The organism is Candidatus Limnocylindrales bacterium (genome assembly GCA_035571835.1).
Classification (GTDB): Bacteria; Desulfobacterota; Binatia; order UBA1149; family CAITLU01; genus DATNBU01.
Genome location: DATNBU010000008.1, coordinates 264,071 through 278,358 on the forward strand (window position 1 = coordinate 264,071; position 14,288 = coordinate 278,358).

The window sequence follows — 14,288 nt, forward strand, 5'->3', positions numbered from 1 at the left end:
TCTCCTGATGCGCGAGCTCTGATCGCGCAAAGTGATGGCGCTCAGACTTCGAGCAGCAGGCGGGCCGGATCCTCGACGCGCTCTTTGACCCGAACCAGGAACGTGACCGCTTCGCGTCCGTCGACGAGGCGGTGATCGTACGAAAGCGCCACGTACATCATCGGCCGGATCACGATCTGGTCAGCCACGACGACAGGGCGCTTCTCGATCTTGTGCATGCCGAGGATTCCGCTTTGCGGCGGATTGAGGATCGGCGTCGACAACAGCGAGCCGAACACGCCGCCGTTCGAGAGCGTGAACGTCCCGCCGGAAAGATCCTCGACGCCGAGCTTGCCGTCTCGCGCAAGCCCCGCAAGCCGGCCGATTTCGCGCTCGATGTCGGCCATGCTCATCAGGTCCGCATTGCGGACGACGGGGACGACGAGGCCGCGGTCGGTCGACGCCGCGATCCCGAGATGCACACGGCGGCTGGTCACGATCTCGTCGCCGTCGAGGTGTGCGCCGACGACCGGTACGTCGCGAAGCGCGAGCAGGCATGCGCGCGCGAAAATCGACATCAGGCCGAGCGAGACGCCGTGGGTCTTCTCGAAGCGTTCCTTGTGGCGCGCGCGAAGCTCCATCGCTGCGCTCATGTCGATCTCGTTGAACGTCGTCAGGATCGCAGCGGTGTGCTGTGCGGCAACCAGCCGGTCGGCGATCGTGCGCCGCAGGCGCGACATGCGCGTGCGCTCTTCGACGTCCTCCGCGCTTCGCGGAGCGGAAGGAGCGGGCGCTTTCTGGATTGCGGGCGCAGAGGCGGCCGGCGCCTGGGGCAGCGGTGCGGCCTGGCGCGCAGCGGCGGCTGCGACGTCGGACTTGGTAGCGCGTCCGCCCGGTCCGGTTCCTTCGATCACTCGCGGATCGACGTTCTGTTCTTCGGCCGCGCGCCGCGCAGCAGGACCGAGCCGCGCGGAACCGGCCGACGTTGCCGCCGGAGCAGGCGCCGCTGCAGCTGACGGCACCGTCGCAGCAGCCGGTGCCGGTGCGGCTTGCACCGGCGCAGCGGCCGAAGACGGCGCGGCAGCGGCCTGGCTCTTTGCGGCCTTCGCGCCGGCCGGTTTCGCGGCCGATGCTTCTTCGATCCGTCCGATCACGTCGCCGACCGCGACCAGCGCGCCTTGCGGCTTGAGAATGCGCAGCGTTCCGGCGGCAGGCGACGGCAGCTCGACCGTAGTCTTGTCGGTCTCTAGCTCGACGACGATCTCGTCGACGGCGACGACGTCGCCGTCGGCGCATCGCCACAAGAGAATCTCGGCTTCGGTGATCGACTCGCCGAGCTGCGGGATCTTGAGATCAGCTGGCATGACTCACCCACGAGACCGACTGCGAGCGGCTCGGACGGAACGCGTTGTCGAGAAGCTGCCGGAGCTCGGCGTTGTGTTTCTTGTAAGAGCCCGTGGCCGGACTCGCTGCCGCTTCGCGGCCTACGTAATAGAGCATGCGCGGCTCGTCGAGGATCATGTGGTTGCGGTCGAAGACGAAGCGCCACGCTCCCATGTTCTTGGGCTCCTCCTGGACCCAGTCGACTTCGGCGTCGGCCGGATAGCGTGACAGCACTTCGCGAACCTCGGTGAGCGGGAACGGGTAGAGCTGCTCGACGCGCACGATCGCGACGTCGTGGATGTTGCGCTCGGTGCGGTCGGCGAGGAGGTCGTAGTAGACCTTGCCGCTGCACAGCAGCACGCGGCGCACGTGCTCGCGGTCGATGTCCTCGACCTCGTCGAGCACGAGCCGGAAGTCGCTGTCGGTGAACTCCTCGATCGCCGACACGCACAGCTTGTGCCGCAGCATGCTCTTCGGGCTCATGATGACGAGCGGCTTGCGGAAGTTGCGGCGCACCTGGCGGCGCAGCGCATGAAAGAGCTGCGCAGGCCGTGTCAGGTTGCAGACCTGCATGTTCTGCTCGGCGCAAAGGTTGAGGAAGCGCTCGAGCCTGGCGCTCGAATGCTCGGGCCCCTGGCCTTCGTAGCCGTGCGGCAGCAGCAGCACGATGCCGTTGCTGCGCTGCCACTTCGATTCGGCCGACGCGATGAACTGGTCGATGATGATCTGCGCGCCGTTGGCGAAGTCGCCGAACTGCGCTTCCCAGATCACGAGGTTGGCCGGGTCGGCCGACGCGAATCCGTACTCGAAGCCGAGCACGCCGGCTTCCGACAGGTTGCTGTCGATCAGCGTGAAGCGGCCCTGGTCGGCGGTCATGCGGTCGAGCGGAACGAGGCGCTGGCCGTTTTCCATGTCGTACAGCGCTGCGTGGCGATGGCTGAACGTGCCGCGGCCGCTGTCCTGGCCGGAAAGCCGTACGTCGGCACCCTCGATGAGCAGCGAGCCGAGCGCGAGCATCTCTCCGCAACCCCAGTCGATGCCGGTTCCGGTCTCGACCATCTGGGCGCGCTCGGCGTAGAGCTTTTCGACCTTGGGATGCGGCGTGAATCCTTCCGGTCGCGTCGCGGCCGCGCGGGCGATCCGGCGCAGCTCGTCCGCACTGACGCGCGTGGTGGCCGACCAGTCGTCGCCGGCCCAGCCCATGCCCTTCCACGCACCGCCGAACGAGAACACCTGCTGCTTCGGCATGAAGTCGCGCGCGTAGTCGAGCGCCTCGTTGAGCTGAGCGTCGATCTCCCCGGTGATCGCGGCGACGCCGTTTTCGTCGAGCACGCCTTCGCGCACGAGGCGATCGGCGTACAGGCGCGACACCGGCGGCCTGGCAGCAATCTTGCGGTACATCAGCGGCTGCGTGAACGTCGGGTCGTCGAGCTCGTTGTGGCCGTGCCGGCGGTAGCAGACGAGGTCGATCAGCACGTCTTCATGGAAGCGGTTGCGGAACTCGGCGGCGATGCGGCCGGCCTGCACCACCGCTTCCGGATCATCGCCGTTGGCATGCAGCGTCAGCGCCGAGATGAGCTTGGCGACTTCGGTCGGATAGCGCGTGAAGCGGTAGTCTTTCGGCGACGTCGTGAAGCCGATCTGGTTGTTGACGATCAGGTGGATGGTTCCGCCGGTGCGGAACGCATCGAGCTCGGACAGCCCGAGCGTTTCCATGACGATCCCCTGGCCCATGAATGCCGCGTCGCCGTGCATCAGCAGCGGCAGCACCAGGCTGCAGGTGGAATCGGCGAGATACTGCTGTTTTCCGGCGACGATGCCCTCGGCGACCGGATTGATCGCCTCGAGGTGGCTCGGATTGAACAGCAGCGACAGGTGGATGTCGTCGCCCGAGCGCGTGCGATGGTCACGCGAATATCCGAGATGGTACTTGACGTCGCCGTCGCCCTGCACGCTGTCGGCGAGAAAGTTTCCTTCGAACTCCGACAGGATCATTTCGTACGGCTTGCCGAGGATGTGCGCGAGCACGTTCAGTCGCCCGCGATGCGGCATGCCCATGACGACTTCACGCGTGCCGATGCGGCCAGTCTCCTCGACGATCTCGTGCAGCAGCGGGATCAGCGTCTCGGCGCCTTCGAGCGAGAAACGCTTGGCGCCGACGTACTTCTTGTGCAGGAACTGCTCGAACATGTTGGCGCGCAGCAGCTGCTCGAGGATCTGGATGCGCTCGGCCGGCGCGAGGTTCGGCTTGTTCGACGACGGCTCGATGCGCTCCTGGATCCACTCGCGCCGTTCCTTGTTCTGGAAGTACATGTACTCGATGCCGACCGTGCCGCAGTACGTGGCGCGAAGATGCTCGATCAGCTCGCCGAGCCGGGCAACGGGCTTGGCTTTGAACGCCGGAATTTCGACGGCGCGCGAGAGGTCCGCTTCGACCAGCCCGAACTGCGACAGCTCGAGCAGCGGATGGGTCGTCTGGTTCTCTCCGAGCGGATCGAGATCGGCAACGAGGTGCCCGAGCTCGCGATACGAATGGATGAGATCGAGCACGCTGACGTTCGGCCCGGCGGCGCCGCCTCGGCGCGACGCCTTGCGCGCTTCCTCGACGGTTTCGGCACGCACCACCGGCGCAGCTGGTGCAGCGGCCGCCGAAAGCGCCGGCGCGGCGGCGCGCCCGCCGGCAAGGTCGAACCCTGCGAAGAAGATGCGCCAGTCCTCGCTGACCGAAGCCGGGTCGGCCTGGTACTGGCGATACAGCGAGTCGACGTAATCAGCGTTGGAGATGTTGGCGAAGTCGGGCTTGTTCATGGCCTGCGCTCGTTCGGGTCGTCAGGGTCGCAGAAGGCGGCTCGTTCACAGCGCCGCTCCTCGGGAAGTATTTCAAAACTGTTGGGGACAACGGGTTTCACGATGGCATCTGCCCATTGGCCCATCGAGCGAAGGCATCTCATTCTAGTCGGCAGCGATGCAGTTGCGAGCCAATCCGTGCAGGAAATTGCGGTCGCATGCTCGCGCGACCGTATCGGGCAATCGCGGGCGATGGCGGAGATTCGCTGATAAGCGACTCTTACCGTAAGAGACGTATCGGCTTATTGCTTCGGAAAGAGGTGCAATCACGATGCAGACGATGAAGATGTTCACCCATGCCGAGCTTCGTGAGCTTCGCGAGCGCGCCCGCCGCGAGCCCGAAATGCTCGTGGGCAATCCCGATCTGCCCGATCTCCTCGATCGGCTGATCGGCCAGGCCGAGTACGGGCTCGATTGTGCGCGCCTGCTCGAAGAGGCCGTCCATTACCCGGCTGAGCCGTACGGCGAAGCCGAGGTCCTCGTGGCCAGGCTGACCAATGGCCGCAACGACATCTGGAACCGCCACCACTACCGCGAGAGCCAGGGCAGACCCGCGAAATGATCTCGGCCGGCAGATTCCGGGTTGAGCGCAGGTGGCGACCCCGGCACACTGCCGGTTTCGGACGCTCATGCGCCCGTTCCGGAGGAATCTTGTCGAACCGATCGTGCATGCGAGCCGTGGCCTTCGCTTTTTCGCTTTTCTCGGCCGTCGCGATGATCGAGGTGCCCGCGCTGGCCGCCCAGGGCGACTGCTCGCAGCCGGTTTCCAGCGGGACCGGTCCGAATACGAGCGACTGCAGCTTCATCCTGCGCTCCGCGGTCGGCTCGAAAACCTGCGCGCTGTGCGTCTGCGACGTCAACAGCAGCTCGTCCCTCACCACGGTCGATGCGCTGATCTGCCTCAAGAAGGCCGTCGGACAGTCCGTCACGACGAACTGTGTGCCGTGCGGCCCGACGACGACCGCTCCGTCGACCACGTCCACTTCCACGACGTCGACGACCACGACGATTCCTGTACGCTGCGACAACAACAGCGACTGCGGCGCGCTGCCGACGACGTTCCGCTGCAATCCGAACACCGACACGTGCGAGAAGCCGTGCACGAAGACAGCCGACTGCAAGGACTTCTACGAGTGCAACACGACGACCGGCTACTGCCAGCAGCCGGCGCTGCTGTACTGACGGCCGCAACGGCGAAGCGCGGACGCGATGAGCAGGGTGCCGCGGTGACTTCGACCGGCCACAACAACACCGCCTCCCTTCGCGCAGGTGGCCTGTGCAGCGAGCTCGCGTCACGCCGTGGACTTCCGCTGATCGGGAGCGCGGGCTCCTATGATGCCATTCTCGCGTTCGAGCTCGCGCCGCCGTGGACCGCGCGGCTGGTCGGCTCGCGCGCGAGCGATGCCGCGCTCGATGCGGCGATGGACTTCGCCGGCCGGCACGGACGCAAGGTGCGCGTGCTCGCTCTCGAGCCGGACGCGGTTCGCGCCGGCGTGCGCGTGCTGTGGCTGGCGCGGGATCCCGGCAATCCCGCGCGTTTCGTGCGTCATGAGTACGAGGTGCCGCGAGGTGCTCTCGCGCAGACGATCGAACGGCTTGCGGCCGGCGGTGACGCCGGCATCGAGCCGGTCGCGGGCGGCGAGGCCGGATCCGCGCGGCGCGACATCCTCGTCTGCACGCACGGTGCGCGCGACGCGTGCTGCGGCAAGTTCGGCTATCCGATCTATCGCGAGCTGTGCCGGCTCGCGGGCAACGCCCGATCCGGTTCCGAGCCGGTAAAGATCTGGCGAACGAGCCATCTCGGCGGTCACCGCTTCGCGCCGACGCTGCTCGATCTTCCGAGCGGACGCATGTTCGGGCGGCTCACGATCGGCGACGCCGAGGCCGTACTCGGAGGCGGCCAGCCGCTCGTCGACCGGCTCGCGGCGATTTATCGCGGACACTGCGGCCTTCCGGAGGCAGCGCAGATCGTCGAGCGCGATCTGTGGCTCGCGTCGGGTAGCGCATTCCCGGCCGCTGCGCTTTCGTGGAACGTCGATGCTGCCGGCAGCGACTGGCATGTCGAGATGTGCGCGCGTTCCGACCTTCACGGTGAATGCACCTCGATTGTGCGAGTAACCCGCTGCAAGTCGTCCGCGGTCTCGACGCCGCCCAGCTGCGGGCGCGATCCCGAGGTCGAATCGCCGTGGCAGATCGTGGAACGGGTCGCGTGACGCGGCCTGCAGCATTACTCCCCGAAACTCGACGACCGAGCTGACCTCGACGGCCGCCGCGCGCGTGCGCGATGGCGCCGGACGCGCGGCGGCATCATCGCGGGCGCGACACCCTTCTGCGGCGCAGAAACGGCTGCGCCGGCCGTTTCAAGAGAAGTTCAAGATCTTCTCAAAGATCCAGGACCCGTCTCCAAGGCAGAGTTGCCGCCGGAACGCCGCCCTGTGGCCCGGCAACTATCGCCAGCCAGGCAGTGCGAACGCAGGGCGGTCGCGGCTTTTCGCAACCACCGAGGAGAAGATCATGGGAAAGAAGATCACGGGGATAGTTTTCGGGTTCGTGGCTGTGCTGGTCGTTGTGGCCGGTTCCGCCGACCTCAGCATCGCCGCGGGCAGGCCCGACGGTTCGACATGCCATGTCAGCAAGAGTTGCAGGAGCGGACTCTGCGTTCGCCTTCAGCCGCAGGACAAGTTCGGCGTGTGCTGCGCGCCGGATTCGTGCCAATCCGTCGGCGCCCAGTGCGGACAGATCAGCGACGGCTGCGGGAGCCTGCTCGACTGCGGCTCGTGCGACACGACCAGCATCTGCGTCGACAGCCTGTGCGTCACGACGACGACCACTACCACCAGTACGACCACGACGAGCACGACATCGACGACGACGAGCACACTGGAGCTGGATTGCAGCGCGTCGTCGGGCTCCAACGCGCGGCCGGACGGTTGTCCGTGCGATGGCAACAGCGATTGCTGCGGCGTCTGTGGCGGATCGGGGGCAACCACGATCTGCGGCGGCGCCCGCAAGCCCGGCGCGCCCGAAATCTGCTACGGCGAGGATTGCAGGCCGCGCGGCTCGCTGAGCAACGACTCGCCCGACGGATGTCCGTGCCTCGGCAACAGCGACTGTTGCGGAGTTTGCGGAGGCTCGATCGACGACCCGATCTGCGGCGGAATCACCAAGCCGGACGCACCGCAAAGCTGCTTCTGAAGGATTCGGCACTGCTCGAAGGGATCCAGGCTCGAGCCGCGCGACGACGCCGCGCGGCTCGAGCACCATCCCGTGGTGCGGACACGCGCCGCGCGCCGCCGACTGGACTCCGGCTGTTATTTTTCTTACGCTCGCGCGTTCGGTTCCGGCGATTCGCCGATTCGCACAGGCGATTCGCCGATTCGCGCACAGGAACGTGGTGGGCGTAGCTCAGCTGGTAGAGCCCCGGATTGTGGTTCCGGTTGTCGCGGGTTCAAATCCCGTCGCCCACCCCAACTTCTTCTTCCTGAACGAAAACAGGGCGATTTGTGCACTTCGCTCGCGGACGCTTTGCCCTTCGGCGGAACATCGGGTAGCAGAGCCGGCCTGTGGGTGCGTAGCTCAGTTGGTAGAGCAGCTGACTCTTAATCAGCGGGTCCCTGGTTCGACCCCAGGCGCACCCACCAATTTCCAGAACAACTCGCGAGCGTCGGCCGGATCCGCGGATCCGGCCGACACTTGCAGACTTCCGGCTCACGCTCGCGATCTCCCGCCATGCTGACGAAGCGATCGGCTGATCGCGTGTCACGCCTCCGACGTCGCATCTCGCTGATTCTTCTGGTGCCCGCGCTCGGCGTCCTCGCGTTCCAGCTGCTTACGCTGCGCGGCGGGTTTTCCACGGCTGCGATGCTGTCGGCGGCCGGCCGCGCGGATCTCGTCGTTCCCGACGGATTTGCGGCCAGCGTGTTCGCAAGCGGCCTTGCCGGACCGCGCCTGATCACGTTCGGACCGGGCGGCCTCCTGTACGTGGCCGAGGCTTACGCCAACCGCATCGCCGTTCTCCATGACCGCAATGGCGACGGAACCGCCGAGGCGACGTCGATCTTCGCGTCGGATCTGCCGTCGGTGCATTCGGTCGTCTGGCACGACGGCGCGCTTTACGCCGGCGTTCCGACCGGCGTCATCGAGCTTCGCGACAAAAACGGCGACGGAAAGGCCGATGCGCGCAAGGTGCTCATCGACAACTATCCGACCGACGGTCACAGCACGCGCACGGTGCTGTTCCTCCCGGACGGGCGCATGCTCGTGTCGGTCGGATCGAGCTGCAACGTCTGCAAGGAAAGCGATCCGCGCCGCGCAGCGATCGTCGCCTACGACGGGCCGTCGGCCATGGGCGAGAAAGTCTTCGCGAAGGGCCTTCGCAACGCGGTCGGTCTCGCGCTCCATCCTGTGACGGGCGAGCTCTGGGCAACCTGCAACGAGCGCGACTGGCTCGGCGACGACCTTCCGCCCGACACCGTGCGGATCGTCACGGAAGGCTCGGACAACGGATGGCCGCGCTGCGATGCCGGCACGATCTCCGATCCGGATTTCGGCGCAGACACCGGTTGCAGCGGCGTGCCGGGTCCCGCGGTCCTGCTGCAGGCGCATTCGGCGCCGCTCGGCCTTGCGTTCTACACCGGCACGTCGTTTCCGCCGGAGTATCGCGGCGATCTTTTCGTCGCGTTCCACGGGTCGTGGAACCGCTCGGTTCCGACCGGTTACAAGGTCGTGCGCATCCACATTTCCGGCGGCAAGCCGGAAGGCGCGGCGCAGGATTTCGCGACCGGATTCGCAATTGCCGACCAGAGCCGGATTCTCGGCCGGCCGGTCGGCGTGGCCGTGGGGCCCGACGGCGCACTCTACGTCAGCGACGACAAGGGCGGCTTCATTTACCGGATCGCATACATCCGCTAGAAGCGCGCTCGTGAAACCATCGAGCGCAATCGCAAAGGCGGTCAACCAATGAAACAGGATGGACAGGTAATCGCCGCCGTTCTCGCAGCCGGCGTCCGTGAACAGATCCACGCGTGGCGAAACCGTCAGGCGGCCGGGAAGCCGCGTGGCGGCTGGAAAGTCTGTATCAACGATCCCCAGATGCAGAAGAAGCTCGGCCTCGAGCGCTCGTTCGTCGGCTGCCTCGACGGTTCGCGCGAGCTCGCCAGCGGCGACCGCTGGATCGTCGCAGAAGGCTCGGTGCTCGCCGTCGAGCCGGAATTTGCGATTCGCTTTTCGGCCGAGGTTCCGCGGCAACCGGCCGCGGAAGACATTCGCAAGGCGATCGAAGGCGTCGCCCCGGCGATCGAAGTCGTCGACTGGAAGGATGCGAAACCCGACCTGATGTCGATCGCCGCGTCGTCGAGCTTTCATGCGGGATATGTCGTCGGCGAGCTGCAACCGTTCGCCGACGTTCCCGCGATAGGCGGAGGGTGCCCGCTGTTTCTTCGCGGTGAGGAAGTCCTCGGCGTGCCGGACCCGGCGCTTGTTCCGGCGGACCTCCTCGACCTCGTCGCCGGCGTCGTCGAATTCCTGACCCGCCACGGCGAATCGATCCAGGCCGGAGACTGGCTGCTCTGCGGAGCCTGCACGACCCCGGCGCGCGTCGCAGCGGGAGACAGCGTCGAAGCCGATTTTGCGACGCTCGGACGCGTTCGCGTCGAGTTTGCGTAGCAGGCTGCGGTAGACGGTTACGGTTCGCTCGCGAACGGCTGACAGCGAGCCGCTGACGAGCGACCGGTCAGCGAGCGAGCTGTTCAGTGAGCGACCGGCTGGCGAGAAGGTGCAGGGCGCAGCGGACGGACGCGGCGCAGCTCGGACGCGAACACGGCGGCATCGGTCGCCGGCAGATCGCAGACACGGCCTTCGCAGACGTATGCTGTCGGTTTTCCGTCGATTGCCACTTTGCGCTCCGCCAGCGGAAGCTCGGCGAGCGCCGGGCGGCCCGTTACCCTCAGCACCACGCGATTCGGCACGAAGGTCTTCGCAAGCACCGCTTCAAACGCAGTCAGGTCCGCGCGCTCACGCGTGGCGACCAGAACGATCTCCTTCGGCGCGTCACTTGCGAAGTCGAGCGCGACGAGGCCGTCGGCAAGCGCGAGCGGCGCCTGCCGGAACAACGCCGACATCGATGCGAGCGCACGCTCGGCGCGCGCGCGGTACTTCTCGTCGCCGGTCCATTCGGCAAGTCGCAGCAGATTGAGGATTGCGACCGAGCTCCCCGATGGTTCGACGCCGTCGTGCAGCGACTTTTCGCGCACGAGCAGATCGGCCTTGCCGGCCGGTGTGCGGAAAAACCCGCCGGCGGAGTCCTCGAACTGGTTCTCGACGATGCGATCGAGATCGACCGCCTGGGCGAGCCGACGGTCGTCGCTGTCGGCTTCGAACAGGTCGAGCAGCGCGGCTTCGGTGAACGCGTAGTCCTCGAGAAACACGTCGGGCTGCGTTCGTGCGCCGAAACGGCTGTGTACGAGGGGCGTCCCCGTGCCGCGGTCTTTCATGAGCGCGTCGGCCGCGCGGCGCGCCAGCGTAAGCGCGGCCGGATCGGCCTCGGCCATTGCGACGCGTGCTGCGGCGCTGATCATCAGAGCGTTCCACGTCGTCAGGATTTTCTCGTCGCGAAGCGGACGCGGCCGCCGATCGCGCGCGTCGAGAAGCCGGGCACGGCTCGATTCGAGCCGCGACCGCACGTCTTCCTCCGTCGTCGAGAGCTCGCGCGCGAGATCGGCCGGAGATGACGCGATACGAAGCACACTGCGGCCGTCGATCTCGCTGACGTCGCCGTCGCCGCTCGTTCCGCTCGCGCGTACACCGTACGCGGCATCGAAAAGCCGCGCATCGCGTTCTCCGAGCGCGGCGCCCGTCTCGGCTGCGGTCCACGTAAAGAACCATCCTTCGACGAGCTTTCCGTCGGGCGCGCGGCTGTCGGCGTCGGTTGCCGAGTAGAACGCTCCGTCGGGCGCGGTCATCTCGCGTCCGACCCAGGCCACGATCTCGTGCGCGACCGCGGCGAAGTCGGCGCGGCCGGTTGCCTGCGACGCTTCGGTGTACGTCATTGCGAGCAGGGCGTTGTCGTAGAGCATCTTCTCGAAATGCGGCACGCGCCACGCCGGATCGACGCTGTAGCGGTGAAAGCCGCCGGCCAGATGATCGTGGATGCCGCCGGCCGCCATGTGCTCGAGCGTGTTCGTGACCATCGCGAGCGCGTCGGCATCTCCGCTTCGGCGCGCGTAGCGAAGCATCGGCCGCAGCGGAAGGCCGGTCGGGAACTTGCGTGCACCGCGGGTTCCGCCGTTTTCCGGATCGTAGCGCGTGCGTGCGTCCGACGCGGCCTTGTCGAGCGCATCGACGGCGAGCGCGGCGATGTCGACGTCTTCGGCTTGCGCACTGGAAGAAGCGGCAAGCTCGCCGCGAACGCGAGAGGAAAGGTCGGCGGCCGCACCGGCGACGTCATCCGCCCTGGTCCGCCAGGTCTTTTCGACAGCCTCGAGCACGCTGAGGAAACCCGGCGACGATCCGCGATCGCCGTCGCGCGCCGGGAAATACGTGCCGGCATAGAACGGTTCGCGCGCCGGCGTCAGCCAGACGGTCATCGGCCAGCCGCCGCCGCCCGTCGCAGCGATGACGGCCGTCATGTAGATCGAATCGAGATCCGGCCTCTGCTCGCGGTCGACCTTGATCGCCACGTAGCGCTCGTTGAGGACACGCGCGATCTCCTCGTCCTCGAACGACTCCTCTTCCATCACGTGGCACCAGTGGCACGTGGAATAGCCGATCGACAGCAGCACCGGCCGACCGAGACGTCGCGCGTCGGCGAACGCTTCGTCGCCCCATGGATACCAGTTGACCGGATTGTGCGCGTGCTGGCGAAGATACGGGCTGGTTTCGAGCAGCAGGCGGTTCGTATAGCGCGGCGAGCCGTCCGGCCGCAGGTGCCGGGTATGCGGTGGTTCGTTCGCATCGCGCGCTGTCCACGCGGCACGGATCGCGCCGACAGTTTGCGCGGGCAGCGGCTCGGCTCCGGGCAGCGGATCGAACAGAGGCGGGGAGGGTGCGCATGCGATCAGCGTCGCCGCGGCAAGCGCCGGCGTCCACGAGTTGCAGAGCGTGCGCAGCGTGCGCCGGCCGAACGGCATGCGCCTACGACAGCGCGTGACGCTTCTCCTCGAGCTCGGCCCAGCGATCGTAAAGGCGCGTGACTTCGGCCTGTGCCTGGTCGAGCTCGCGATAGCGCACGGCGACCTCGCCGGCATCCGACTGCGCGGCCGGATCGTGCGCGCGTCGCGACGCCGCTTCGAGATGTTCTTCGGCGGCGAGGATGCGCGCTTCCATCTCGTCCCATTCGCGCTGCTCGAGATAGCCGAGCTTTTTCGTCCGCGAAGGTTGCGCGACCCGCTCCTCACGGGCGGGCGCTTCGTCCGCGACCGGTGCGGCCGCCGCGCGGCGCTCGCTCTCCCACTGCGAGTAGTCCGCGTACGCCTGCGCGCCGCCTTTTCCGTCGAGCCCGATGACGGTCGTGGCGACGCGTTCGAACAGATAGCGGTCGTGCGTGACCAGCACGACGGCGCCGGGAAACTCGAGAAGGCTTTCCTCGAGGACTTCGAGCGTCGGGATATCGAGGTCGTTGGTCGGCTCGTCGAGGATCAGCAGGTCGGCCGGCGTGAGCATCAGGCGCGCGAGCGAGACGCGCGCCTGCTCTCCGCCCGAAAGCTTGCCGACCGGCATCTGCAGCTGCTCGGGACGGAACAGGAAGCGCTTGGCCCACGCGACGACATGCATCGGCCGGCCGGCGAAGATGACCTGGTCGCCGTCGCTCGCGAGCGCGCGCCCGAGCGTCTGCGACGGATCGAGACTCGCGCGGTGCTGGTCGAGCAGCGCGATGCGAAGATCGTCGGCGCGCAGCACGCGTCCGCGGTCGGGCGCGAGCTCGCCGGTCATCATGCGGATCAGTGTCGACTTGCCGCTGCCGTTTGGTCCGAGCAGGCCGACGCGCACGCCCGGCGACAGCAGCACGTCGACGCCCGCGAGGATCGTGCGTCCGGCAAAATCCTTGCCCGCCGATTCGCACTCGAGAAGGCGCTGCGTGCGCCGCTGGCTGGACGTCATCTCGATCGATGCGACGCGGCGGTCGAGCCGCGCGCTCACGTCGGCAAGATCCTGCTGGATGCGGCCGGCTTCCTCGATGCGTGCGCGCGCCTTGGTCGAGCGCGCCTTCGGCCCGCGCCGCAGCCATTCGACTTCGCGCCGCGCCTGGTTCGAAAGCGTCTCCTGCCAGCGGGTCTGTTCGCGCAGCGCGATGTCCTTGCGTTCGAGAAATTCGCTGTAGCGCCCGCGCGTCTCGAAAAAGCCTCCGTCGTGCACCGGGTCGAGGTCGAACATGCGCGTCGCCACGTGCTCGAGAAACCAGCGGTCGTGGCTGACGACGACGAACGCGACGGTGCTCGATGCGGGCGCCGACAGCAGATCCTCGAGCCACAGGATGCCGTCGAGGTCGAGATGGTTGGTCGGCTCGTCGAGCAGCATGAGGTCGGGCTCGGTGACGAGCGCTTCGGCGATGGCGAGACGTTTCTGCCATCCGCCGGAGAAATGTTCGGGCCGTGCGTCCGGATCCTGGAAGCCGCAGCGGCCGAGGGTTGCGCGTGCGCGAGCGCTTCGCGCGGTCGGATCGAGCCCGGAGTCTTCGAGCGCGGCTTCGAGCACTTCGGCCACGGTCTTGCCCGGTGCGAACGACGGATGCTGGGCGACCCATGCCAGCCGCGTCATGCGGCGCAGCGACACGCTTCCGGAATCCGGCTCTTCGAGTCCGGCAAGAACGCGCAGCAGCGTGGATTTGCCGCATCCGTTCGGACCGACGAGGCCGATGCGGTCGCCGTCGTGGATGCCGAACGACAGCCGCTCGAACAGCGGCGCCGCGCTGTAGGCTTTTGCGATCGACTGCGCTCCGAGGACGAGGGCCATCGGGGCGGTCTAGCGATAAATTGAGTACAGGTACAGAAATCACCCGAAATCGCCGCGATTTCCGGCAGATGCGGACCGCGCCGCGCCGGCGGATGAATGCAGAAAAAGCACGGCGACATCCCCCGAAAGCG

Annotated in this window: 10 protein-coding genes and 2 tRNA genes; 8 read left to right on the forward strand and 4 right to left on the reverse strand. The window is 67.1% G+C overall.

Annotated features, from left to right (window positions below; genetic code table 11):
* Positions 1–41: 41 nt before the first annotated feature.
* Positions 42–1,343 carry a 2-oxoglutarate dehydrogenase complex dihydrolipoyllysine-residue succinyltransferase gene (odhB, locus tag VN634_02845; protein ID HXC49801.1) on the reverse strand — a complete coding sequence of 434 codons (1,302 nt, stop codon included), beginning with the start codon at positions 1,341–1,343 and terminating at the stop codon, positions 42–44.
* Positions 1,333–4,170: a 2-oxoglutarate dehydrogenase E1 component gene (locus VN634_02850; protein ID HXC49802.1), complete on the reverse strand. Its 2,838-nt coding sequence runs from the start codon at positions 4,168–4,170 to the stop codon at positions 1,333–1,335. The genes odhB and VN634_02850 overlap by 11 nt, the downstream gene beginning before the upstream one ends.
* A gap of 310 nt (positions 4,171–4,480) precedes the next feature.
* On the opposite strand from VN634_02850, the gene VN634_02855 reads away from it, so the two are divergent.
* The 8 genes from VN634_02855 to VN634_02890 all read left to right on the forward strand — a co-directional run bounded on the left by VN634_02855 (position 4,481) and on the right by VN634_02890 (position 9,873).
* Positions 4,481–4,771, forward strand: coding sequence for a hypothetical protein (locus VN634_02855; protein ID HXC49803.1), 291 nt, complete (start codon positions 4,481–4,483; stop codon positions 4,769–4,771).
* Between the two features lie 116 nt (positions 4,772–4,887).
* A complete protein-coding gene (locus VN634_02860; protein ID HXC49804.1) occupies positions 4,888–5,391 on the forward strand; it encodes a hypothetical protein in 504 nt (167 codons plus the stop codon).
* A gap of 44 nt (positions 5,392–5,435) precedes the next feature.
* Entirely contained in the window at positions 5,436–6,422 is a 987-nt protein-coding gene (locus VN634_02865; protein ID HXC49805.1) for a sucrase ferredoxin, read from the forward strand.
* 301 nt (positions 6,423–6,723) lie between these two features.
* Positions 6,724–7,404, forward strand: coding sequence for a hypothetical protein (locus VN634_02870; GenBank protein HXC49806.1), 681 nt, complete (start codon positions 6,724–6,726; stop codon positions 7,402–7,404).
* A 199-nt stretch (positions 7,405–7,603) separates the two neighbouring features.
* Positions 7,604–7,679, forward strand: a tRNA-His gene (locus VN634_02875).
* A gap of 95 nt (positions 7,680–7,774) precedes the next feature.
* A tRNA-Lys gene (locus VN634_02880) sits at positions 7,775–7,850 on the forward strand.
* A gap of 115 nt (positions 7,851–7,965) precedes the next feature.
* The gene (locus VN634_02885; protein HXC49807.1) at positions 7,966–9,120 is read left to right on the forward strand and encodes a PQQ-dependent sugar dehydrogenase; all 1,155 of its coding nucleotides are present in this window, start codon (positions 7,966–7,968) and stop codon (positions 9,118–9,120) included.
* Positions 9,121–9,168: 48 nt separating this feature from the next.
* A complete protein-coding gene (locus VN634_02890; protein HXC49808.1) occupies positions 9,169–9,873 on the forward strand; it encodes a fumarylacetoacetate hydrolase family protein in 705 nt (234 codons plus the stop codon).
* Positions 9,874–9,956: 83 nt separating this feature from the next.
* Here VN634_02890 and VN634_02895 read toward each other — a convergent pair whose 3' ends face one another.
* Positions 9,957–12,335, reverse strand: a complete 2,379-nt coding sequence (locus tag VN634_02895; protein HXC49809.1) for a thioredoxin domain-containing protein — start codon at positions 12,333–12,335, stop codon at positions 9,957–9,959.
* 4 nt (positions 12,336–12,339) lie between these two features.
* Complete coding sequence (locus tag VN634_02900; protein HXC49810.1) at positions 12,340–14,157, reverse strand: ABC-F family ATP-binding cassette domain-containing protein; 1,818 nt, start codon at positions 14,155–14,157, stop codon at positions 12,340–12,342.
* Positions 14,158–14,288 lie beyond the last annotated feature (131 nt).